This window comes from Nocardia sp. NPDC050406 (assembly GCF_044459025.1).
Lineage (GTDB): Bacteria > Actinomycetota > Actinomycetes > Mycobacteriales > Mycobacteriaceae > Nocardia.
The window spans coordinates 1,221,635-1,244,245 of record NZ_JBITIM010000002.1; the positions used below are offsets into that span (position 1 = coordinate 1,221,635).

Annotated in this window: 17 protein-coding genes; 13 read left to right on the forward strand and 4 right to left on the reverse strand. The window is 68.8% G+C overall.

Going from position 1 to position 22,611, the window contains the following annotated elements; genetic code table 11:
- Positions 1 to 15: 15 nt before the first annotated feature.
- Positions 16 to 480 carry a hypothetical protein gene (locus ACIBH2_RS18825; RefSeq protein ID WP_397119008.1) on the forward strand — a complete coding sequence of 155 codons (465 nt, stop codon included), beginning with the start codon at positions 16 to 18 and terminating at the stop codon, positions 478 to 480.
- Here ACIBH2_RS18825 and ACIBH2_RS18830 read toward each other — a convergent pair.
- Both ACIBH2_RS18830 and ACIBH2_RS18835 read right to left on the reverse strand, forming a co-directional pair.
- The gene (locus tag ACIBH2_RS18830) at positions 469 to 1,809 is read right to left on the reverse strand and encodes a M1 family metallopeptidase (RefSeq protein WP_397119010.1); all 1,341 of its coding nucleotides are present in this window, start codon (positions 1,807 to 1,809) and stop codon (positions 469 to 471) included. The genes ACIBH2_RS18825 and ACIBH2_RS18830 overlap by 12 nt on opposite strands.
- On the reverse strand, positions 1,806 to 5,858 hold the full coding sequence (locus ACIBH2_RS18835) for a Pls/PosA family non-ribosomal peptide synthetase (RefSeq protein ID WP_397120871.1): 4,053 nt from the start codon (positions 5,856 to 5,858) through the stop codon (positions 1,806 to 1,808). The genes ACIBH2_RS18830 and ACIBH2_RS18835 overlap by 4 nt, the downstream gene beginning before the upstream one ends.
- A 224-nt stretch (positions 5,859 to 6,082) precedes the next feature.
- On the opposite strand from ACIBH2_RS18835, the gene ACIBH2_RS18840 reads away from it, so the two are divergent.
- The 10 genes from ACIBH2_RS18840 to ACIBH2_RS18885 all read left to right on the forward strand — a co-directional run bounded on the left by ACIBH2_RS18840 (position 6,083) and on the right by ACIBH2_RS18885 (position 17,499).
- Positions 6,083 to 6,916 carry a DUF6597 domain-containing transcriptional factor gene (locus ACIBH2_RS18840; protein WP_397119012.1) on the forward strand — a complete coding sequence of 278 codons (834 nt, stop codon included), beginning with the start codon at positions 6,083 to 6,085 and terminating at the stop codon, positions 6,914 to 6,916.
- A 21-nt stretch (positions 6,917 to 6,937) separates the two neighbouring features.
- On the forward strand, positions 6,938 to 7,333 hold the full coding sequence (locus tag ACIBH2_RS18845; protein WP_397119014.1) for a VOC family protein: 396 nt from the start codon (positions 6,938 to 6,940) through the stop codon (positions 7,331 to 7,333).
- 37 nt (positions 7,334 to 7,370) lie between these two features.
- Entirely contained in the window at positions 7,371 to 8,297 is a 927-nt protein-coding gene (locus ACIBH2_RS18850) for a cyclase family protein (protein WP_397119016.1), read from the forward strand.
- 276 nt (positions 8,298 to 8,573) lie between these two features.
- Positions 8,574 to 9,791 (forward strand): hypothetical protein, encoded by a 1,218-nt coding sequence (locus ACIBH2_RS18855; RefSeq protein WP_397119018.1) that lies wholly within the window; start codon positions 8,574 to 8,576, stop codon positions 9,789 to 9,791.
- On the forward strand, positions 9,788 to 10,762 hold the full coding sequence (locus tag ACIBH2_RS18860; protein ID WP_397119021.1) for a glutamate ABC transporter substrate-binding protein: 975 nt from the start codon (positions 9,788 to 9,790) through the stop codon (positions 10,760 to 10,762). The genes ACIBH2_RS18855 and ACIBH2_RS18860 overlap by 4 nt, the downstream gene beginning before the upstream one ends.
- A 7-nt stretch (positions 10,763 to 10,769) precedes the next feature.
- Positions 10,770 to 11,933: a hypothetical protein gene (locus tag ACIBH2_RS18865; protein WP_397119023.1), complete on the forward strand. Its 1,164-nt coding sequence runs from the start codon at positions 10,770 to 10,772 to the stop codon at positions 11,931 to 11,933.
- A gap of 332 nt (positions 11,934 to 12,265) precedes the next feature.
- Positions 12,266 to 14,488 carry a tetratricopeptide repeat protein gene (locus tag ACIBH2_RS18870; RefSeq protein WP_397120873.1) on the forward strand — a complete coding sequence of 741 codons (2,223 nt, stop codon included), beginning with the start codon at positions 12,266 to 12,268 and terminating at the stop codon, positions 14,486 to 14,488.
- Positions 14,485 to 15,558, forward strand: a complete 1,074-nt coding sequence (locus tag ACIBH2_RS18875) for a protein phosphatase 2C domain-containing protein (protein ID WP_397119026.1) — start codon at positions 14,485 to 14,487, stop codon at positions 15,556 to 15,558. The genes ACIBH2_RS18870 and ACIBH2_RS18875 overlap by 4 nt, the downstream gene beginning before the upstream one ends.
- 4 nt (positions 15,559 to 15,562) lie before the next feature.
- Positions 15,563 to 16,849, forward strand: a complete 1,287-nt coding sequence (locus ACIBH2_RS18880) for a VWA domain-containing protein (RefSeq protein ID WP_397119028.1) — start codon at positions 15,563 to 15,565, stop codon at positions 16,847 to 16,849.
- Positions 16,846 to 17,499 (forward strand): FHA domain-containing protein, encoded by a 654-nt coding sequence (locus ACIBH2_RS18885; RefSeq protein ID WP_397119031.1) that lies wholly within the window; start codon positions 16,846 to 16,848, stop codon positions 17,497 to 17,499. The genes ACIBH2_RS18880 and ACIBH2_RS18885 overlap by 4 nt, the downstream gene beginning before the upstream one ends.
- Before the next feature lie 13 nt (positions 17,500 to 17,512).
- Here the strand turns inward: ACIBH2_RS18885 and ACIBH2_RS18890 are convergent, their stop codons facing one another.
- Entirely contained in the window at positions 17,513 to 18,127 is a 615-nt protein-coding gene (locus ACIBH2_RS18890; protein WP_397120875.1) for a TetR/AcrR family transcriptional regulator, read from the reverse strand.
- Positions 18,128 to 18,273: 146 nt separating this feature from the next.
- Between ACIBH2_RS18890 and ACIBH2_RS18895 the strand changes: the two genes are divergently transcribed.
- A complete protein-coding gene (locus tag ACIBH2_RS18895) occupies positions 18,274 to 19,773 on the forward strand; it encodes an MFS transporter (protein WP_397119033.1) in 1,500 nt (499 codons plus the stop codon).
- Here the strand turns inward: ACIBH2_RS18895 and ACIBH2_RS18900 are convergent.
- Positions 19,732 to 20,880 (reverse strand): PucR family transcriptional regulator, encoded by a 1,149-nt coding sequence (locus ACIBH2_RS18900; RefSeq protein WP_397119036.1) that lies wholly within the window; start codon positions 20,878 to 20,880, stop codon positions 19,732 to 19,734. The two genes, ACIBH2_RS18895 and ACIBH2_RS18900, sit on opposite strands and share 42 nt — an antisense overlap.
- 109 nt (positions 20,881 to 20,989) lie before the next feature.
- On the opposite strand from ACIBH2_RS18900, the gene ACIBH2_RS18905 reads away from it, so the two are divergent.
- The gene (locus tag ACIBH2_RS18905) at positions 20,990 to 22,534 is read left to right on the forward strand and encodes a long-chain fatty acid--CoA ligase (protein WP_397119038.1); all 1,545 of its coding nucleotides are present in this window, start codon (positions 20,990 to 20,992) and stop codon (positions 22,532 to 22,534) included.
- Positions 22,535 to 22,611 lie beyond the last annotated feature (77 nt).

Consider the following 22,611-nt stretch of genomic DNA (forward strand, 5'->3'; position numbering starts at 1 on the left):
GTAGCTTGAGGAGGTATGCGTACTTTCGTACACCTGCTGCTGTTCGTCGCCGCCATTGTCATCGCCGTGGGCTCGTTCGGTCCCTTCGTCGGTACGGTCGGGGGCCGGGAGATCGGATTCGACGATATCCGTTCGGGGTTCGCGTCCGGCCGCACGCTCGAGGACATCGGCGGCCGTTCGGTCTCGTTCCTCAATTCGTTGACCCTGGCCCTGCTGTGCGTGGCCGCGGTGATCCTGTTGGCCGCGCTGTTCGGGTCGCGCCTGCTGGGCTGGCTCGGCGTGATCGCCGGATTCGCCGCTCTCGGCGTGGCCGCCTGGCGGTTGAACGAGCGGTTCGACGACCGGTTCCGCGGCGAGTACCGGGACCTGCTCACCGGTGCGTGGGGCCTGTACCTGGTCGGCGGCGGACTGGTGCTCGCGCTGCTGTGCCTGCTGGTGCCGCGGGAGCGGGCGCTGTCCTCGCCCGCGCTACCGCGCTGAGCCCTCGGGCAGCGGCGGGAGCGGGTGGCCGTAGAGCCACTCGTCCCACAGCGCACGCAGCGGTGTCGGGCTGTAATGCCCTGCCAGGTCGGTGAATTCGTCCGTGCTCACCGACGAGTGTCGGTAGCGCGCGGTCCATTCGCGCAGCAGGTTGAAGAAGGCCGGGTCGCCCAGGGTGCGGCGCAGCGCGTGCAGGGTGAGCGCGCCGCGCTTGTAGACCCGGTCGTCGAACATGTGGATCGGGCCGGGGTCGCCGACGATGATGTCCTGCGGCAGCCGGGCGAGCATCTGGTGTGCGGCGTGGGCAAGAGTGTCGGCCGACGCGCCGCCGGAGGCTTCGGCCCAAAGCCATTCGGCATAGCAGGCGAAACCCTCGTGCAGCCAGATATCGCGCCACTGTCGAATGGTGAGGCTGTTGCCGAACCACTGGTGCGCGAGTTCGTGGGCGACGAGGCGCTCGGATCCGCGCTGGCCGTCGCAGTGATTCGCGCCGAAGACCGAAACGCCCTGCGCCTCAATGGGTATCTCCAGGTCGTCATCGGTGACGACCACAGTGTACCCGTCGAAGGGGTAGGGCCCGAACGCCTCGGTGAAGACCTCCATCATCCGCGGCTGCCGCGCGAAATCGTGGTCGAAGGCGGCGCGTACCCGCGGCGGCAGCACGGCCTGCATGGGCACGGTGCCGCGCGGTGCGTCCATGCGCTGTTTGCGGTAGTGGCCGATCTGGATGGTGGCCAGGTAGCTCGACATGGGTTCGGGCTGTTCGTACACCCAGGTGGTCTGGCTGGCCTTGGTCTGTTTGCGCACCAGCGTGCCGTTGGCGAGCGCGTAGTACGGCGAGTCGGTGGTGATCGAAATCCGGTAGCTGGCTTTGGAACTCGGGTGATCGTCGCAGGGGAACCAGGACGCCGCGCCATTGGGTTGGCTGGCCACCAGCGCGCCCTCGGTCAGCTCCTCCCAGCCGACCTCACCCCACGGCCCGCGCACCGGTTTCGGTACCCCGGCGTACTGCACGACCACGCCGAGCACGCCGCCCGCGGGTATCCGCTGTTGCGGGGTGATCACGAGTTTGCCGTGCTGGTGTAGGTATTTCGCGACCTTCGCGCCATTGACGAATACCTTGCTCACGGTCAACGACTGCGACAGGTCCAAGGCGAAGCGATCCCGGATACCCGTTGTGACAGCGGTGATCTCGGCGCGCCCCGCGAGCCGGTTGCTGGCGACCTTGTACACCAGTTCCAGTTCGTAGCGCGAGACCCGGTAGCCGCGATTGCCGTTCTGCGGCAGGTACTCGTCGATGGGGTCCTCGTAGAACTTGTGCGGCGTCATCGCGCATCCCACGGCGCGATCGGGTTGCCCCACCATCGCGTCGACGGCGGCACGGTGTCACCGCGCATGACCAGCGAGGCGGGGCCGACGGTCGCGCCCGCGCCGATCCGCGCGGCGGGCAGCGCCACGCAGTGCGGGCCCAGGGTGGCACCCTTCTCGAGAGTCACGGTGTCCATGGCCATGATTCGATCATGGAAGAGATGGGTCTGCACCACGCACCCGCGCTCCACCGTCGCGCCGTCCCCGAGCGTCACCAGATCCGCTTCGGGCAGCCAATAGGATTCGCACCACACGCCGCGGCCGATGGACGCGCCGAGTCCGCGCAGCCACAGATTGAGGACCGGCGTGCCGGTGGCGGCGCGGGCGAACCAGGGCGCGGCGACATGCTCCACGAAGGTGTCGGCGACCTCGTTGCGCCAGACGAACGAACTCCACAGCGGATGCTCCTCGGCGCGAATACGCCCGACCAGCAGCCATTTCGCGAGGATGGAGGCGATTCCGGCGACCGCGCCCGCGCACATCAGCACGACACCGCTGAGCAGCGCGGTGGGTAGGTGGCCGAAGGTCTGCGCGAGCCAGGCGAGGGTGAACAGCACGCCGAGTCCGATGGCGAAGGTCACCAGCACCGGGATGAGGCGGCAGGTCTCGACGATGCCGCGGGCGATGCGCAGCCGCGGCGGCGGATCGAAAGTGCGTGCGGTGTCGGTGGATTCGGCGGCTCGGCGCAGGCGCACCGGCGGGCTGCCCAGCCAGGACGAGCCCGCCTTGGCCTTGGAGGGTGCGGCCGAGAGCACCGCCACCAGGCCGTTCTTGGGTACGCGGCGGCCCGGCGCGGTCATACCCGAATTGCCGAGGAACGCGCGCTTGCCGACCTTGGCCTCGCCGATGCGCAGCCAGCCGCCGCCGAGTTCGTAGGAGGCGATCATGGTGTCGTCGGCCAGGAACGCGCCGTCGGCGACGGTGGTGAATTTGGGGAGCAGCAGTACCGTCGAGGCCTCCACGCGCTTGCCGACCTTCGCGCCCAGCAGGCGCAGCCAGACCGGTGTCAGCAGGCTGGCGTAGAGCGGGAACAGGAAGGTGCGGGCCGAATCCAGCAGCCGTTCGGTGGCCCAGGCCTGCCAGCCGACGCGGCTGCGCACGGGGTGGTAGCCCTCGGTCAGTCCGATGCTGAACAGGCGCACCGCGATGATGGTGACCGCCGCGTAGACACCGAGGCTGAGCAGGGTGGCGACCGGCAGAATCGGGAAGGCGCGGCCGAGTGCCGCCGTGAGCGTGGCGGTGTCGCGGATCCACCAGGCGATGAACGCGCCGCCGGTGCCCAGGCCGAGAATCGGGACGGCGGCCAGCACCATGGAGGTGACACCGAAGATGCCCACCCAGTGCGCGGCGCGCGCCGGGGTCTCGTCGGGCCACCGGTGGCGCGCTTTGCCGACCTTCACGGCGGGGGAGCCCGCCCATTCCTGATCGGCCTTGACCTTGCCGGATACCGCTGAGCCCGGGGCGATTTCGGCGTTCTTGCCGATTCTGGTGCCCGGCAACAGGATCGAGCGCGCGCCGACCACGGCACCGGGGCCGATGACGATCGGGCCGATATGGACTTGGTCGCCGTCGATCCAATAACCGGAGAGGTCCACCTCGGGTTCGACGCTGCAACCGTCGCCGAGTTCGAGCATGCCGGTGACCGGCGGCAGGGTGTGCAGGTCGACGCCCTTGCCGATTCGCGCGCCGAGCGCGCGGGCGAAGGGCACCATCCATGGTGCGCCGGAGAGGTTTTCGGCGCCGCTGGCCTCGGACAGGCGCACCGCGGTCCACAGTCGCAGATGTGTCCAGCCGCCGCGCGGGTATGTGCCGGGGGTGAGGTCGCGCAGCAGCAGCCGAGAGCCGGTCACACACAATGCCATTCGGCCCGGCGGGGAGATGAACAGCAGGAAGGCGACCAGCGCCCACCACCAGGACAGCTGCGGCAGCCAGGGCAGTGAGCCCGACCAGGCCGCGATATTGCCGACGATGGCCAGCCAGGTGAGCCACTGCAATCCGGTCAACGTGGTGAGCGGCACGGTGGCCAGAACCTGGAACAGCTGAGCGGACAGGGGAGTCGGGCGCACGGTGCGTTCCTCCACCGCGGCGGCGGGTGCGCTCGCGTCGAGCAGCTCCGCCAGCGCGCCGAGGCGAGGGTGGTCGTAGAGGTCGGCGACGGCGATCCACGGGTAGCGGCTGCGCAGCGCGGTGACCAGTTGCGCGGCGGCGAGGGAACCGCCGCCGAGGTCGAAGAAGTCGGCATTCGGGTCGGTGACCTCCGCGCCGAGAATCGAATCCCACTGTCCGGCAACCCACTGCTGGGTGGGGGTGAGTCCGGCGTCGGCCTCGGCCTTGCTGGCCTTGGGCAGCGGCCAGGGCAGCGCGTCGCGGTCGACCTTGCCCGAGGTGCGGGTGGGCATATCGGCGACGACGGCTAGGCGGGGCACCAGGGGAGCCGGAAGTTGGTCCGCGAGAAGTTTTCTGGCCGCCGCGAGGTCGTAGTCGGCGGTCGGGCCGGTGAGGTAGCCGACGAGGATCTTGTTGCCCGCCTTGGTGGTTCGTATGGCGGCGGCCGCGCCGGTGACGCCGGGTAGGTGTTGTAGCGCGTTGTCGATCTCGCCGAGTTCGATACGGCGGCCGCCGAGTTTGATCTGATCGTCGGCGCGGCCCAGGAAGACCAGGCCCGCGCTGTCGTTGCGCACCAGATCGCCACTGCGGTAGGCGCGTTCCCAGCCGAGGGATTCGAGCGGCGCGTACTTCTCGGCGTCCTTGGCCGGGTCCAGGTAGCGGGCCAGCCCGACACCGCCGATGACGAGTTCCCCGGATTCGCCCTCGCCCACCGGATTTCCGGCCGCATCGACCACGGCCAGATCCCAGCCGTCCAGCGGCAGACCGATGCGCACCGGCCACCCGCCGTTCAGCAGGGCGGCGCAGGCCACGACGGTGGCCTCGGTGGGCCCGTAGGTGTTCCACACCTCGCGCTCGGAATCCTCGGTCCCGGCCAGACGCTCGGCGAGCTCCGGCGGCACCGCCTCGCCGCCGAAGATCAGCAGCCGCACGGAATCGAGGGCTTCGGCTGGCCAGGTCGCCGCCAGCGTCGGCACCGTGGACACGATGCTGATCTCTCGACGCACCAGCCACGGCCCGAGGTCGGCTCCGGTCCGCACCAGCGCGCGCGGCGCGGGCACCAGGCAGGCGCCGTGCCGCCACGCCAGCCACATCTCCTCGCAGGAGGCGTCGAACGCGACCGACAGCCCGGCGAGTACCCGATCGCCGGGGCCGATCGGGGCATCCTGAAGAAACAACCGCGCCTCGGCATCGACGAAGGCCGCGGCGTTGCGGTGTGTGACCGCAACGCCTTTCGGTGTGCCGGTGGAACCGGAGGTGAAGATGATCCAGGCGTCGTCGGCGGGCGCGGGTGATTCGCTCGGCCGCATGGGTGACGCGGCGTCCGCCCTTGTGGCCAGCCCAGTGCCGGGAGTCGGGGACGACCGGGCGTGGGCCTCGGTGGTCGGGGTCGACTCGGCAGGGGCCTTTGCGGCCCAGCTGGCGTTCGCAGACGACTCGGCGCGCGCCGCGCTCGGAGCGGGCAGTGACTTCCCAGCCGAGTCCCCTGTGGCCCGGGCGATTTCGATCCCCGCCGCCGTCACGATGGCGCTCACCCGCGCCTCCCCGAAGACCAGTTGTGCCCGCTCCTCCGGATCGTCCGCGTCCACCGGCACGTACGCGGCCCCGGCGTGCAGTACGGCGAGGATGGTGACGTACAGCGCACGCGTCCCCGAGGGCATGCGCACGCCCACCCGGTCGCCCTTCCGCACCCCGGCGGCGGCGAGCTTGCCCACCTCGAGGTCGATCTCGGCGAGCAATTCGGCGTAGGTCAGGACCGCGTCGCCGTCATCGATGGCGGGTGCGTCAGGATGGGTAGATGCGACGTCGGCGAGGATGTCGACCAGGGTCCGGGCAGGTGGGGCGAGTGCGGCCCGCAGCAGTGGGCTCGCGCCCATCGCGGTATCGACCTGCGGGTGCAGCATCACGTCCTGCCCATCTCTCATAGACCTGCCCGGATTTCCGCGTTTGTTGTTTCACATGAGGGTTACCAGTGGGCAAACAATGTGCCTGGGGGTTTACGTTACCTGGGGGTTGGGGTGGGGGCTGGTTGGCCTGAGCGGTCACAAATCGTGGTCAGGCGGCGAAAAACGCCGGGTCGGGGAGAAGTTCGACCGCTCAGGCCAACCCCGCGGGGCATCCTGGAACCATGCGCTACACAACGCGCCCCCCAGACCAACCCCTGGCCCCGTACGTGGACTACCTGTGGTACCTCCGCGACACCCCCACGCATTCGACCGAGCGCATCGTCCCGACCGGCACCCTCGAACTGGTGGTCAACCTGCACGAGGACGCGGTGCGCGTCCACGATTCCCGCACCGGGCAGTGGCGGCGGTATTCCGGCGCTGTCGTCTCCGGCGCTCACCAGCGCTACTTCGTCGCCGATACCCGTGCACACGCCGCGATGGTCGGCGTGCACTTCAAACCGGGTGGGGCGCTGCCATTCCTGGGTATACCGCCCGGCGAGCTCGCCGACCAGCACGTCGACCTCGAGCTGCTGTGGGGCCGCGCCGCCGTCGACCTGCGCGACCGCCTCTGCCTGGCCACCACCACGGCCGCACGATTCGCCGAGCTGAACCGCGCCCTGCGGTCCCGCCTGCCGCTGTCGGCCCCAGGGCATCGCGCGCTGCCCTTCGCGCTGGAACAACTCGCCCGACCCGAGGTCACCGTCGGGCAGGTGGCGGCGAGCGTCGAGCTCAGCCATCGGCGGTTCATCCAGGTGTTCACGGCCGAGGTCGGTATGCCCCCGAAGCGGCTGAGCCGAATACTGCGGTTCCAGCGCGTCAGCGAACTCGCACGCGCGGGCACACCCGATTGGCGGCAGGTGGCCGTGGCCTGCGGCTACTTCGATCAGTCGCATCTCATCAACGAGGTCGGCGAGCTGACCGGTGCGACGCCGGTGGAAATGGTTCGCGCCAGTGCCCGTGTGAAGGAGTTCCACCTGGTCGACGAGGGGTCAATTTTCTCCAAGACTTCCCGCTGAACGCGGTCGTACCGTGCGGTTATGACCAAGGCATTCACACCCCTCAGCACCGATGCCGTCGTGCGCTACCAGAGCGTCGACGTCGAGCGCGCGGTCGACTTCTACACCGGCCAACTCGGATTCCATCTCGATCACAGCTTCGGCCCGGTAGCCATGATCTCCCGCGGCGCGCTGCACCTGCTCCTCAGCGGCCCCGACAGCTCGGGTTCGCGTCCGCTCCCCGACGGCCGCCGCCAAGAACCCGGCGGCTGGAACCGAATCGTCCTCTACGTGGACGATTTCGACGCCCTCGTCGCCCGCCTGCGCAGTGCCGGAGCGACTTTCAGCAATGAGATCGAGATCGGCCCCGGCGGTAGGCAAATCCAGATCACCGACCCCGACGGCAATCCCATCGAACTGCACGAGCCGCCCGAATAGGCCGTCGAGCCACGCGAACGCGGTACATTCGGGCGCTATGGCTTTCCCCACCGAATTTCTCGACCTCGCCAAACGTGTGAACAATTGGGGGCGTTGGGGTTCCGATGACCAGATCGGGACATTGAATCTGATTACCGACGAGGTGGTGCGGGCCGCGGCCGCGACCGTGCGCAGTGGACGGCGGGTCGCCCTGGCGGTGCCGTTGAGTCAGCGCGGAATTCAGACCGGAATGATTCCGGGACGGGTGAATCCGCTGCACAGCATGGTGGCGGTGAACTGGGAGCTGTTCGGCGAGGGGACGGTCGCCACCAGCGATGATGTGGTGACGATGGGTTTGCAGGCCGGAACCCATTGGGACGCTTTGCCACACGTCTCCTACGAGGGTCGCCTGTACAACGGCCGCAGCGCCGACACCATTACCGCCCACCGCGGCGCGACCTTCGCGGGCATCGACGCGGTGCCGCATATCGTCTCGCGCGGAGTGCTGTTGGATGTGGCGGCGGCGCGCGGGGTGGAAGGCCTCGACGGCGGTTACGCCGTCACCCCGGAGGATCTCGAGGCGGCCGAGGAGTTCGGCGGGGTTCAGGTTCGCGCGGGCGACGTGGTGCTGGTGCGCACCGGCCAGATGCGACTGTTCCTGGCCGGAGACCGAGAGGGCTACGCCATGCCCGCACCAGGGCTGTCGGTGCGCTGCCCCGAATGGTTCCACGCCCGCGACGTCGCCGCCGTCGCCAACGACACTCTCGCCTTCGAGGTCATGCCACCGGAGATCGACGGCGTCTGGCTCGCGGTGCACGCCCTGCACCTGGTGGAAATGGGCATGCTGCAAGGACAGAACTGGAATCTGCAAGGGCTGTCGGCGGCCTGCGCGGACGAAGGGCGCTACGAATTCCTGCTCTCCGCCATGCCGGAGCCTTTCGTGGGCGCGACCGGAACACCCGTCGCGCCTGTCGCGATTCTCTGAGGCCACCCGGACCGGTGCCAGGGGACGCCTCCTTCACGCAACCCGGGTGACGCCCAGTCGTATTCGTTGCGCGGGCCGGTGGCCGGGAGGTGAACTGGGCCCCAACGGTCCACGGGGACCCTGGAATTGGGGTTTTCGTGGGCGGGGCAAATCGGTGGCCGGGGGGCGGGGGGTCCCGTAGCATTCGGTCACACGGATGGGCCTGACGGTGGTCGGGGACCGGGGGAAACTATGGGGATACAGGTCCCGGCGAGGGTTCGCGACTGGAGTGACTGGTTGCGGCGGTTCGGTCGGACGACGCCCGGCGTACTGGGTGCGCTGGCGATCGTTTCGGCTGCGCTGTGTCTGGTCACGGGTGTGGTGTGCGCGAATCAGTTGAATGGCAAGCAGACTCGGCGCGATGTGCTGTTGGAGCGCACCGAGCCGGTGGCCTTCGGGGCGCAGCGGCTGTATGTGGCGCTGTCGGCGGCGGATGCCTCGGCGGCGACCGCGTTTCTCTCCGGGGGCGTGGAAGCGCCGGAGGTGCGGGACCGCTATCAGCAGGCTTTGGGGGAAGCGGCGGCGGCGTTGGCGGAGGCTACCGCCGGTGCCGACGATGATCAGACGAAGGAGATCGTCGCTCGGATCACGGCCGAACTGCCCGCCTATACCGGCTTGGTGGAATCGGCGCGGGCCAACAATCGGCTGGGCCATCCGGTCGGCTCGGCCTATCTGCGCCAAGCCTCGGGGTTGATGCAGAACTCTCTGCTGCCGACCGCGGAAAAGCTGACCAGCAACCGCATTTCGGCTGTTCGCGACGATCAGCGCGGTATCGCCGCGCAACCCGGCACCGCCATCTTCCTGCTGCTACTCACCCTCGTCCTGCTCGCGGCCACCTCACTGATCCTGTTGCGCCGCACCAACCGTCGCGTCAACCTCGGCCTGGTGACAGCCGCCGGGCTGACCATCCTGACACTGCTGTGGACGGTCACCGCGACCCTCGTCGCCGCCCAAGCGGTGGACGACAATGCCACCGGGGCGCGCGCACGGTTCGAAACCCTCGTCCAGGCCCGCATTCTCGCCCAACAGGCCCGCACAGTGGAGACCCTGCAACTGGTCACCCGAGGCGACATCACCGAGAGCGAGCGTGCTTTCGCCAACCACACCGGCGGACTGCGCAGCCGCCTCGACACCGTCCACGACGCGGTCACCCTCGCGGAGTTCACCGCCTGGACCGACAGCCACGCCCGCCAGACCGAGGCCTACCGCACCGACTACGCGGCGGCGGTCGACCGCGCCATCGGCGACGGACCGGACACCACCGCAACGAATTTCGGCGACCTCGACGCCGCCCTGCTGGACGCGCTGACCCGGGTGCGCGGGGAGCTGCGCGACGGTGTCGACGCCGGTGGCGACCGCCTGTGGCTGAGCCCCTCGGGCGCGCTGCTGTTCATGGCCGCCGCGGCCGCGGCGGTACTCGTCGGAATGTGGCCGCGCCTGAAGGAGTTCCTGTGAACACACGGCTGCGTATCGCACTGCTGACCGTCGCCGCGGCGACACTGGTGAGCGCCTGCGGCACGGGTGCTCCCGAGCCCGACACCATGCCCGCCACGGTGGTGGACTCGCTACCACCCGGCGCGGTCGAACTCACCAGCACGCCGTCCCAGCGCGGCGACGACTCCTGCAATCCCACAGCGAGTTTGCGCCCCGGTGCACTACCGTCGCCCGGAGCCATGCCCGCCGGATCCACCATGGCCGAGATCGTCGCCAACGGCCGTCTGCGCGTCGGCGTGAACCAGGACATGCTGCTGTTCGGCTTCCGCAATCCGACCACCGGCGAGATCGAGGGCTTCGACACCGATATCGCGCACGAGATGGCGCGCGCCCTCTTCGGCGATCCCAACCGCGTCGATCTGGTCCCCATCGCCTCGGCCGAGCGCGTGCCGGTGCTGAAGGACAAGAAGGTCGACATGGTGGTGCACACCTTCTCCGCGACCTGCGAACGCCGCCGCGATATCGAGTTCTCCAGCACGTATTTCGTGTCCAACCAACGCATTCTGGCGACGAAGGGCTCCGGTATCCGTACCAGCGCCGACCTCACCGGCAAACGGGTGTGCGGTGTCTTCCTCACCACCACCCTGGAGCCGGTGTTCCGGATTCCGAACCGCCCCACCGTCATCGGCATGGCGAACTGGCTGGACTGCCTGGTCGCGCTTCAGCAAGGACAGGTGGACGCGGTGAGCACCGATGAGCCGATCCTGGCCGGATTGGCCGCGCAGGACCCGAATCTGGAGATTGTCGGCGAGGCCATGGCCGAAGACGCGTACGCCATCGGAATCCAGAAGGAGGACACCGATTTCGTGCGCTTCGTCAATGGCGTACTCGACCGCATGCGCGCGGACGGCACCTGGAATCGCATCTACGCCGCCCGCATGAGTGTGCTCGGCACTCCGCCCGGCCCGCCTCCGGCGCGCTACCTGGATTGAGCCGCCTATGAAGATGCTCACCGCGGCCGAGATCGACAGCGAATTGTCCAGGCGCGAAACCGAAATCGACGCTATCGCCGCCACTCTGGTGGAGCTGGACAAGCACCCCGGACACAACTTGGTGCGCGAATTCCCGCCGACGGGGGAGACCGAGCGCCGCTGGGGTCCGATCCAGCAGGCCATCGCCGAACTGTGGGAGGATTTCGGCCGCCTGCGCACCATTCTCGACACCGCCCGCCAAACCCGCCGACGGCACCTGATGCTCAGTGACCGCGACCGCGTCGAACTGACACAGCTGTTGCGGGAGAAGAGCTTCGAGGTCAGCCGCGAACAGATTCCGCTGTCGCGGCGCACGATCACCGGGCCGCGCGAGGAGATCCGGTACATCTCCCTGGCCGACATCCTGGACCGCATGCGCGCGGGGTTCCCGGCCGTCGTGGAATTCCTGGAGACGGTGGAGACGGTGAACGCCAAGGTGGCGGCGGGCGTGACCCCGCTGCGTGTCGAACTCGACAAGGTAGGAGCCACAACGACTCCCGCCCTGCGCGCCATCCGCGACGGCATCGCCGACCTGCTCGGCCGCGCCGCCGCCGACCCCCTCGCTCTCGCCAGCGAGGTCGACGACCGTATCGCCGAGCTGACCGAACAGCTCCGCCAAGAAGCCGCCACACTCGCCGAACTCCGTGTCCTGGTGGCGAATTGGGATGACGCGGTGACCAAACTGCGCGAGGAGTTGGAAGGACTGCGCCAAGCGCGCACACGGACCGCCCTGGCGCGGGCAGAGGTGCAACAGAAGATTCTGACCGGCCCGCTGCCGCAGCACGGTGACGAAACCCCGGCGCTGAGGGCGGAATTGGATGCCCTGCGCCCCGGCGAAGGAGAAGCCCTCCACCGCCTGCGGGCCCGCATAGCCGATGCCCGCGCCCAGGCGGCGGCCGACGAACAACTCATCCAGGGCCTCCTGGACCGCCGCGCCGAACTGCGCGGCCGACTCGGCGCGTACCAGGCCAGAGCGAACCGCCTCGGCGTAGGCGAGGACCGAGACGTCATGTCCGCCAACCGCATAGCCACCGGCCTCCTGTCGCGCACCCCCTGCGACCTGGCGGCCGTCACCCGCGCTATCGCGGACTACCGCGGCGTAATCGCACAGAAGTCGGGGAGGACAATGTGAAGTGCGCTGAACCCGGGTGCACCGGTGAGATCGTCGGCGGGTATTGCGAGGAATGCGGCACCGCGCCGGTCACGCAGTCGGCCCCCGGAAGTATCGGTGGTCCTTCCAACCCACCAGGTTCGGCAGTAGCCGCTGGATCGGACTCGGCTGTAGGAAGTACTACCAATTCCGCAGGTTCGGCGGCTGGCTCGGGTACGACCGCGCAATCTGTCTCCGGAAGTGCCAGTGGCAGTGGCTCATCCAATCCACCGGGGCCCACAGTCGCGGCCACACAATCTGCCGCCGGAGGTGGCGCGTCCGATCGATGCCAAGAGCCCGGTTGCGGAGGGCGGATTGTCGACAGCTACTGCGACAGTTGCGGCACCGCGCCAGCGGCCACATCGTCGAGCGGCGCGGCGGGGACCGATTCGAGTTCCCAAGGGGCGACGGTCACCGCGGGGTCGGGGCGGCGAACCGGTCGTTCGGCACGTAGTGGCCGGTCTACCTCGTCCCAGTCCCGACGCGGTCGTCTCGGCGCGGGCTTGGTGGATGTACCCCGAGTCCCCCGCGTGGACCCCGCTTCGGCCGTTCTCACGAATCCGGTCGTCCCCGAACACAGCCGCTACTGCGGCCGCTGCGACAAGCCCGTCGGCCGTGGCCGCGGCGACACCCCGGGCCGCACCGAGGGCTTCTGCCCGAACTGCGGCGCGCGATTCTCGTTCTCGCCCAAGCTGTCCCGAGACGATGTCGTCGGCGGACAGTACCAGGTGCTGGGTGCCCTCGCACACGGTGGGCTCGGCTGGATCTACCTGGCCGTCGACAGCGCGGTGAACGGCCGCACGGTCGTGCTGAAGGGCCTGTTGAACTCCGGCGATCCGGACGCCGTGCAGGCCGCCATGGCGGAGCGGCGCTTCCTCGCGGACGTCAACCATCCGAGCATCGTCCAGATCTTCAATTTCGTCGAGCACACCGGACCCGACGGCGTCACCACCGGCTATATCGTCATGGAGTACGTCGGCGGCACCTCGCTCAAACAGCTGCTGCGCGGCCACCTCGAGGCCGAGCACGCGTTTCTGCCGCCCGCGCGCGCCATCGCCTACGTCCTGGAGATGCTGCCCGCCCTGGGCTATCTGCACGCCCAGGGCTGGGCCTACTGCGATTTCAAACCCGACAATGTGATGCAGACCGATGAGCAGCTCAAACTCATCGACCTCGGCGCGGTCATCGATATGTCGGATCAGGACAGTCCCATCTACGGCACCGTCGGCTATCAGGCCCCGGAGATCGCCGCGACCGGCCCGACGGTCGCGAGCGAGGTGTACACGGTGGGCCGCACCCTCGCGGTGCTCATGTTCGATATGCCGCAGCGCGACGGCCGCCTGGCCGACGAACTGCCCGATCCGGCCACCACCCCGGTCCTGGCCGAGTACGAGTCGCTGCACCGATTCCTGTCGCGCGCAACCGCTTCCGACCCGGACGCGCGCTTCACCTCCATGGACGAGATGTCCGACCAGCTCACCGGTGTGCTGCGCGAGGTGCTCTCCCTCGACGACGGCAAACCCCGCCACGGCATGTCCACCTGCTTCGGCCCACCCCGCTCGGCCTACGCGGTGGGCGAACAGCCGCCGCGCGAGCCCTCGGAAATCATTGCCGCACTACCGGTTCCGCTGGTCGACCCGGCCGACAGCGGTGCGCCGCTGCTGGCCGCGACCACCGGCACCACGGTCGCGGAACTGGATCGCGAACTGACCGCTGGCCTGAAGTCGGTGGTGACCAGCGGTAATGCCTCCCGTGAGATCCCGCTGCGACTGATCCGCGCCGCGGTCGAATCGGGCTACGCCGCCGACGCCCTGCGCCGCCTCGACCAGCTGGCGCCGGACGCGCCCGACGACTGGCGGCTGCCCTGGTATCGCGGACAAGCGCTGCTGCTGAAGCGCGAATACGCTTCGGCCACCGCCGAATTCGACAAGGTCTACAGCGAACTGCCCGGCGAGGCCGCGCCTAAGCTGGCCTTGGCCGCCACGGCCGAACTCGCCGCCACCGACGGCGACCACACCAAGGCCGAAAGACACCGAGCCGCACGGTATTACACCATGGTCTGGCGCACCGACCGCACCTTCACCAGCGCCGCGTTCGCCCTGGCCCGACTGAGCCGAACCGATGGCAGCCGCGCCGACGCCATCGCGGTCCTCGACCAGGTGGATCCGGCCTCCGCAGTCTTCACCGACGCGCAGATCGCCGCTGTCCGAATACTTCTCGACGTACCCCGACCGGGCGAACTCACCGAATCCCTCCTGCGCGAAGCCGGTGCCCGCGTCGACCGTCTCCGCCTGGACTCCAAGAGTCGCAAGGCCGAAATCCGCTCCACCGTTCTCGAGGCCGCCCACACCTGGCTGCGCCTCGGCCGCCACAGCACCGACCCCCGCCCGCTGCTCGGCCTACCGCTCGACGACACCGGCGTGCGCGCCAATCTCGAACGCTGCTACCGCGACCGCGCCCACGAAGCCGACGATATGTGGCAGCGCATCGCACTCGTGGAGCGTGCCAACACCATTCGACCGAGGACCATGCTGTGACCCAACCCGAACCAGGCCGACCCGACACCGAGCCCCGCTCCGCCGACCGCGAGGCGGTGACCGTGGTGGCGCGGACGGTGGCCGACCCGCGCTGTCCGAACTGCGCGGCGAGCGTCGGCGACGACGACCGGTTCTGCGAGGAGTGCGGCCGCGAACTCGGCGTCGTGCGCGCGGCGCTGCCACCTTCGGAATTCACCACCGAACCCTGTGCGGGCTGCGCGGGCGAACGCTTCGACGCCCACGGCTACTGCGCCGACTGCGGAGAACTACGGCGCGCCCCCGACCGCTGCGAGGCGATGCTCGACGGCATCGCCCTGATCACCGATCGCGGTGTGTCACATGCCCGCAACGAGGACGCGGTCGCCGCGGCGGTCCTGCGCGACACCACCACCCTGCTGGCGGTCTCGGTCTGCGACGGCGTATCCAGCACTCGCGACCCGCAATTGGCCTCCGGCGCCGCCGCCCGCGCCGGTGCCGAGGCCTGCCTCACCGACCTCATGACGGGCCGAACCGCCGCCGAAGCGGTGCTGGCAGGGCTGGATTCGGCGTGGAAGACGGTGCGCGGCAACGCGGAGGCGGACTCCGATGCGGCGTCGTGTACCTATGTCGCCGCCGCCGTACGCGGCCTCGAATCGGATGAAGTCGAGATCGCTGTCGCCAGCGTCGGTGACAGCCGCGCCTACTGGCTCGACGCCACCGGCGCGCACCAGATCGGCTCCGACGATTCCTTCGCCCAGGCCCTGGTCGACGGCGGTATGGACGAGACCGCCGCCATGCGCCACCCGCAGGCCCACGCCCTGCTGCGCTGGCTCGGCGCCGACTCCGACACCAGACCGTGGTCCGACGACTGCGTGCACACGCTGCGCACGAGCGGCCCCGGCACGCTGCTGCTGTGCAGCGATGGACTGTGGAACTACCTGCCGGATGCGGCGGCTCTGGCGAGCCGTGTCGGTGACGGCCCCGCCCCCGTGGCCGCCCGCGATCTCGTCGACTTCGCGCTGCGCTGCGGCGGCCACGACAACATCACGGTCGCCCTCGTTCCCGTTCCCTTGTTCGACCGGCAGGAGTAGTACCGTGAATTCGCAATCAGCCGAGGGCATTTCGATCGCCGTCGACCAGAACGAGTATCTGGCCGAGGGGTCGGACACCGTCCACGCCATCGTCACCGTCACCGCGACCGGTGACCTGGTTGCCGCCGCCCCGCCCGCGCCCCGGGTGGAGATCCTGGTCATCGACTGCTCCAGTTCCATGACCGGAGAACGGTTCCAGGAGGCTCGCAAGGCCACCCTGGCCGCCCTCGACGTCCTGCCCGACGGCGTCGAATTCGCGATCGTCGCCGGAACCGAAGTGGCCAGCCACATCTATCCGGGCGCGCCGCGGACCACACCCGCGAACCGGGCCTCGCGGGCCGCCGCGCGCGATGCCCTCTCGACGCTGCGGGCCTACGGCGGCACCGCCATGAGCACCTGGCTGGCTGCGGCTCGTGAACTGGCACAACAGCATCCGACCTCGATCGCGCACGCCATTCTGCTCACCGACGGCAAGAACGAGGGCGAGACCCGTGTCGAACTCGACAGGCAGGTCGAGCGGGCGAAGGGCGTGTTCAGCTGCGATTGCTTCGGCGTCGGCAGCGATTGGAATCCGGAGGAGTTGCAGCACATCGCCGGGGCGCTGTTCGGCCGGGCCGAGATCGCCAAGAAGCCCAAGGAATTGGCCGCGCACTTCGCCGCCACCATGCAGTCGTCGATGGCCAAGACGATCCCCGATCTCACACTGCGCGTGTGGATTCCGACCGGTGCGGAGATTCGCTCCATTCGGCAGGTGGCGCCGACCATCGAGGACTTCGGTCAGCGCCGTGTCGACAGCGGCCCACGCACCGGGGACTACGCGTTGGGCGCGTGGGGTGCCGAAGACCGCGAATACGAACTCGTCGTGCGGGTGGAGCCCGCGCCGGTCGGCCGCGAGAAACTCGCCGCGCGGGTGAGTGTGCTCGCTGAGGACCAGATGCTGGGCGAGGGGCAGGTCAAAGCCAAATGGACCGACGACCTGACCCTCTCGACCCAAATCAGCAAGCGCGTCGCGCACTACACCGGGCAGGCCGAACTCGCCCAGGTCATTCAGGAGGGCCTGGCGGCGCGCGCGGACAAGGATATGGCCACAGCCACGGCCAAACTCCAGCGCGCGGTGGAGCTGGCCAAGGACTCCGGCCACGAGGGCACCGCCAAACTACTGCGCGATGTGGTGGACGTGGACGAGCGCACCGGCACCGTCAAACTGCGCCAGAACGTGGACCCCGCCGATGTGATGGCGCTGGGCCTACGCTCCACCAAGACCGCCAGGCTCGGTAAGGATCCGAAATGACGACCTGCCCCGACGGCCACCAGACGACCGCGACCGACTACTGCGATGTGTGCGGTGCCGCGCTGGTGCCGGACAGCGCGGCCCGCACCATTCCGGCGTGCCCGAATTGCGGTGCGCCGAGCGAGGGGCGGTTCTGCGAGGAGTGCGGGCACGATTCGGCGCTGCCAGCGCCGAGCGGGACGCAGACGGCGGGCAGGGCACCGACATCGAGCGGAGTAGCGACGGGAGGTCCGGGACCGGCCACGATCTGGATCGCCACCATTACCGCGGATCGCGAGTACTACGACCGCGTGCGCGCCCGCAAAGGGCCCGATGCCGACAGCGTGGACTTCCCGGCCTTCTATCCGCATCGGCGAATCATTCTGCGCGGCACCGAGATTCTGATCGGCAAGCGCAGCATCTCCCAGGGCGTGCACCCCGATATCGACCTCGGGCTGCCCCCGGCCGATATCGGCGTATCCCGGACGCACGCGGTGCTGCGCGTCAACGGCAACGGAGTCAGCATTACCGACCTCGGCTCCATGAACGGCACCAGCCTGAACGGCAGTGACGACCCCATTCCGGTGGACAAGCCGGTGGAGTTGCACAGCGGGGACCGCATTCACGTCGGCGGCTGGACCACCATCACCCTGACCGCCGAACCACACTGAGCCGCAGACGATTTCAGCCCCGGCGGGCACGTAGGAAATCGTCCACCAGGTGGGCGCAGTCGGCGCGGGTGCCGACTCGTAGGCCGGTCAGTTTGGCGAAGACGATGGGGCCGATGAGCTGGGCCATGGCCATGGTGAGGTCGAAATCGCCCAGTTCGGTGCGCGCTTCCGGAGTGTCGAGCAGTTGGTCGAACGGCTGCCGATACTGTTCGATCACACGGTCGCGCAGAGACGTGAAGTGCTGGGGCGTACCGGCTTTCGGTTCCGGATCGCTCATGGCCAGCCAGGCCAGAGTGGTGAGCTGCATGGGCGCCTCCTCGATGAGGACGGCCTGCCGGGTGAGTAGCTCCACCAGACGGTCGCGCAGCGTACCGGTGTCCGGCGGTGGATCCACCTGCGGTATCAGGCGTTCGAAGGTGGCGGCCACCAGATCGGCGGTGCTGTCGAAGTGTCGATACAGCGTGGTGCGCGCGACCTTGGAGAGCGTGGTGACGGCGTCGACGGTCACCGCTGGCACCCCACCGGATGTCAGCAAGGTCGTGGCGGCATCGAGCAGTCGGGCGCGTGAGCGTGCTTTCCGGGGGTCGGAATCGCGGTCGTCGGAACGCGGCGAGGGCACCGGGTCGATTCCTTTCTCGCACAGGGTCTATCGCGGCCGGACCGACTTATGCTACAGATAGTAGCGGAGCGATACCGATAGTATCGTTTGTCGGGAGGTCCGATGGTAGCCACGGGAAGACGACCAGCGCGGCGCTGTCGCTGGCGCAGCGGTGGATGCTGACGGTCTCGTGCCTCGCGATCGCCCTGGTGGTCGCGGCCATGGCCGCACTGTATTCCGCCTTACCCGCGATCGCCGCCGAAACCGGTGTGACGCAACAGCAATTGACCTGGGTGGTGGACGGATACACCCTGGCGCTGGCGTGCCTGGTGCTTCCGGCGGGTGCGCTGGGGGACCGTCTCGGCCGCCGGGTAGTGTTGATCGTCGGTCTGGCCGTCTTCGCGCTGGCTTCGGCGGTTCCGCTCGTCGTCGACGGCGCGTTCTGGCTCATCGGGTCACGGGCGGTGGCCGGTGTGGGCGCGGCATTCGTCATGCCGTCCACGCTCTCGCTGCTCACCGCCGGATTTCCGGAAGAGCGTCGCGGGCAGGCGGTCGGGGTGTGGGCCGGAGTGGCGGGATCCGGTGGCGCGCTCGGGATCATCGGCTCCGGGCTGCTGCTGCAATGGTTTTCGTGGCAGTCGATCTTCGTGGCGATGACCGTTGTGGGCGCGGTGCTGTTGGCGGCGGGATGCACCGTGCGGGAATCGCTGGAGGCGGAACGGCCGCCGCTCGACCCGTGGGGGTCGGTCACCGTGGCCCTCTCGGTGGGGTTGGTGGTGGTCGCCGCCATGGAGGCTCCCGCGCGCGGATGGACGGATCCGATAGTGCTCGGAGCGCTCGCCGGAGGGCTGCTCGCGGCGGCGGTCTTCGTCCTCGTCGAACTGCGGGTCGCGCATCCGCTCTTGGATGTGCGCCTGTTTCGCGATCGTGGATTCGGCAGCGGCACAGTGTCGTTGGCGGTGCAGTTCCTGGTGTCGTTCGGGCTGTTCCTGCTGATCGTCCAGTACCTCCAGCTGATTCTCGGGTACTCGCCGCTGGGGTCTTCGCTCGCACTCGGGCCGATGATCGTTCCGCTGGTGGTGGTTTCGCTGTTCGCGCCACGGCTGGCGGAGCGTTTCGGGCTGCGCGCGGTGAGTCTGATCGGCCTGGCGCTGGTGGGTATCGGGCTACTCGCCCTGGCCCGGCTGGACATGTCCAGCGGGTACGCGCATGTGCTGTGGTCATTGTGTGTGATGAGCACTGGAATGGGACTGTGCACGGCACCGGCCACCGCGGCGATCGTCGCGGGGACCCCGGTGGAGAAGCACGGCGTGGCCGCCGCGGTGAACGACGCCGCGCGCGAAATCGGTGCGGCACTGGGCATTGCGATCGCCGGTAGCGTGTTGGCCGCGGGATACGCGCACCACATCGCTCCAGCGCTGCCGCGACTTCCCGAAGCCGCTCGTGGGCCGGTCTCCGATTCACTCGCCGCCGCCCTCGAGGTGGCCGAGCGGGCGGGGCCGCAGGCCGAGCCGCTCGCGGCCTTCGCGAAAACCGCTTTCCTGGAAGGGTTTCAGCAGGCGGGTACCGCGCTGGGCTGGCTGACGCTCGGCGCGGCGGTACTCATCGCCGCGTGGGCTCCGGGTGCGCTGCGGTCATCCCAGCCGAGCGTGCTGGATAGCCCACCAGACCTGTAGCGCGGTGTGCGGGCTGCGCAGATCGCAGCCGGTCAGCTCCTCGAAGCGGCCGATGCGGTAGCGGACGGTGTTCTGGTGCACGATGAGTCGCGCGGCGGTGGCCTCGACCCGCATGCCGGATTCCAGGAAATGCGCCACCGTATCGACGAGAACGGTTGTGGCGTCGCCGGTTCCGAGCGGAAGCAGGTAGCGTCGAACCAGCTCCGCGCCGAGTTCCGGGTCGGCGACGACCGCCGGGAGCAGGCCGAGTTCGGTGAAATCGCAAGTTCCCCTGCGGCCGAAGGCGGCGGCGGTGGCGTACGCGCGGCTGGCCAGGCGGAACGAATGGTCGAGATCCGCCAGACGCGTCGCGGTGCCGAAGCCGATGGGGACAGGGGCGTCGAGGGTGAAGTCGCGGTCGGTGAATCCGGCGAGGTCTCCGTCGATGCGGGTGAGGAAGACGCGCTCGGCGTGCAGTGCTTGGCGCAGTAGGCGTTCCAGCTCCTCTGCGGTGACCGCCTCCGACGGCCGGGTTCGAAAGGCGCGGTACTCGCGGCCGGTATCGAGTCCATAGCGTTGGGCCTGCTGGTGCAGTTCGGTCGGGCCGACCCGGCCGGTGAGCAGGGCTGCGGTGAACTCGGCTCGCTGCTGGCTCTCCCGGCCGATGCGCTCGAGTTCCACCTCGCGGTGGCCGCGCGAATACGCCAGGATGGCGCTGTCCACGATATCGAGCAGCTCGTTGGTCATCTGCAGCAGCAGGCGATCGTCGGCGCCGGAAGCCGGTGCGGCGGCGGCGAGTTCGTCGAGCAGCAGGCGAATCGCCAAGCGCCAGGCGCGCAGTACGCCCTCCAGCGAGATCCGTTGCCGCGCACGCTCTCTGCCGTACTCGACGAAGGTGGCGAGTTCGGCGGGGGTGGGGCCGCGCTGACCGTCCAGGGCGGCGAGCAACTGGTCGATCATGGCGTTGGTGGTGGGGCGCAGCATCTCCGCGACCGTCGGCGCGTAATCAGGGATCTGCTCGAGAACGCGTTCGATGATCATGGCGACCATGCGCTCGCGATCCCCGCGCAGCCGCGCCACCAGCCTCCGCCGGGGAGTCTTCGCAGGTGGGCGTGGTTTCGCGGACATGGTCAGCCGAGAATACGCGGCGGCTTTGGAGAAACCAACAATGTCCGGGGTCCGGAGTTCGGCACTCATTCCATGGCTCGCGCCGATGTAACCCACGACACTCGACGGCATGTATCTCACCCAGGGATTGCACCGGGCGGTGCAGCAGCATCCCGACGCCGTCATGACCGTTTTCGGAGCGCGGGAGCGCACTTTCGCCGAGGTCGCCGAGCGCGTCGCCCGGCTGGCGGGCGCTCTGCGCGGCCTGGGTGTGGCGGCGGGGGACCGGGTCGCCATGTTGGCGCTCAACTCCGACCGCTATCACGAATATCTGCTGGCGGTGCCGTGGGCGGACGCGGTGTTGAATCCGATCAATATCCGCTGGAGTCCGGTGGAAATCGGGTACTCCCTGGTGGATTCGGAGACCTCGGTCCTGTTCGTGGACGATGCGTTCGCCCCCATGCTCCCCGCGTTGCGGCAGGCGCACCCGGGGCTGACCACAGTGATCCACTGTGGCGACGGACCGACCCCGGAGGGCATGCTCTCCTACGAGGAATTGGTGTCCGAGTCCGCGCCGGTCCCGGATGTCCGGCGCGGCGGCGACGCCCTCGCGGGCATCTTCTACACCGGCGGCACCACCGGAAATCCCAAGGGCGTCATGCTCACTCACGCGAATCTGGCCGTCTCCGCCCTGGGCGCACTCGGCACCGGATTCGTCTTCCGCCCCGGTGCGCGCTTCCTGCACGCCGCCCCCATGTTCCACCTCGCCGACCTGGCGGGCTGGCACGGACAGCTCATGCTCGGCGGCACGCACGTCATGATTCCGGCCTTCGATCCGGTGGCCACCATGAACGCCATCCAAACCCACCGGGTCACCGAATCGGTCCTGGTACCGGTCATGATCCAAATGCTCGTCGACCATCCCGAAGTCGTGAACTACGACCTCTCCAGCATGACCGGAATCATGTACGGGGCCTCACCCATCGCCCAAGCGGTCCTCGAACGAGCCATGAAGATCTTCCCCAACACCGGTTTCGTCCAGGCCTACGGCATGACCGAACTGGCCCCCATAGCAACACTTCTCAGCCCTGACGACCACCTGGCGGGCCGCCTGCGCTCGGCCGGTCGCGCGGCACCGCACTGCGAGGTCCGCGTCGTCGACCCCGACGGCGTCGAAGTCCCACGCGGCACCGTCGGCGAAGTCGAAGTCCGCGGCGGCCACGTCATGACCGGCTACTGGAACAAACCCGACGAAACCGCCGCCGCCCTGCGCGACGGCTGGATGCGCACCGGCGACGGCGCCTACATGGACGACCACGGCTACCTCTACATCGTCGACCGAGTCAAAGACATGATCGTCACCGGCGGCGAAAACGTCTACTCCGCCGAAGTCGAAAACGCCCTGGCCGCCCACCCCGCCATAGCCGCCTGCGCCGTAATCGGCGTCCCCGACCCCCAATGGGGCGAACGAGTCCACGCCGTAGTCGTCTGCCAACCAGGCACAACCATCACCCTCGAAGAACTCCGCACCCACGCCAAAACCCTTGTAGCTGGCTACAAAGCCCCCCGCAGCCTGGAACTCACCGAATCCCTCCCAGTCTCCGGCGCAGGCAAAATCCTCAAACGAGAACTCCGCGCCAAACACTGGCAACACACCCCCCGCAGCGTCAACTAACCACCCCGCCACCCGATTTGCCCCCCACCCCACCACCTGTGTAACTTCATCCGCGCACTCGGAGCACCCACTCCGAC

What these genes read in the sequence shown, in the direction of transcription:
- ACIBH2_RS18835 (WP_397120871.1), bottom strand. Translation starts at nt 5,858, where the DNA reads ATGCTGCACCCGCAGGTCGATACCGCGATGGGCGCGAGCCCACTGCTG.
- ACIBH2_RS18895 (WP_397119033.1), top strand. Translation starts at nt 18,274, where the DNA reads ATGCTGACGGTCTCGTGCCTCGCGATCGCCCTGGTGGTCGCGGCCATG.
- ACIBH2_RS18905 (WP_397119038.1), top strand. Translation starts at nt 20,990, where the DNA reads ATGTATCTCACCCAGGGATTGCACCGGGCGGTGCAGCAGCATCCCGAC.
- ACIBH2_RS18840 (WP_397119012.1), top strand. Translation starts at nt 6,083, where the DNA reads ATGCGCTACACAACGCGCCCCCCAGACCAACCCCTGGCCCCGTACGTG.
- ACIBH2_RS18900 (WP_397119036.1), bottom strand. Translation starts at nt 20,880, where the DNA reads ATGTCCGCGAAACCACGCCCACCTGCGAAGACTCCCCGGCGGAGGCTG.
- ACIBH2_RS18845 (WP_397119014.1), top strand. Translation starts at nt 6,938, where the DNA reads ATGACCAAGGCATTCACACCCCTCAGCACCGATGCCGTCGTGCGCTAC.
- ACIBH2_RS18865 (WP_397119023.1), top strand. Translation starts at nt 10,770, where the DNA reads ATGAAGATGCTCACCGCGGCCGAGATCGACAGCGAATTGTCCAGGCGC.
- ACIBH2_RS18830 (WP_397119010.1), bottom strand. Translation starts at nt 1,809, where the DNA reads ATGACGCCGCACAAGTTCTACGAGGACCCCATCGACGAGTACCTGCCG.
- ACIBH2_RS18885 (WP_397119031.1), top strand. Translation starts at nt 16,846, where the DNA reads ATGACGACCTGCCCCGACGGCCACCAGACGACCGCGACCGACTACTGC.
- ACIBH2_RS18825 (WP_397119008.1), top strand. Translation starts at nt 16, where the DNA reads ATGCGTACTTTCGTACACCTGCTGCTGTTCGTCGCCGCCATTGTCATC.
- ACIBH2_RS18850 (WP_397119016.1), top strand. Translation starts at nt 7,371, where the DNA reads ATGGCTTTCCCCACCGAATTTCTCGACCTCGCCAAACGTGTGAACAAT.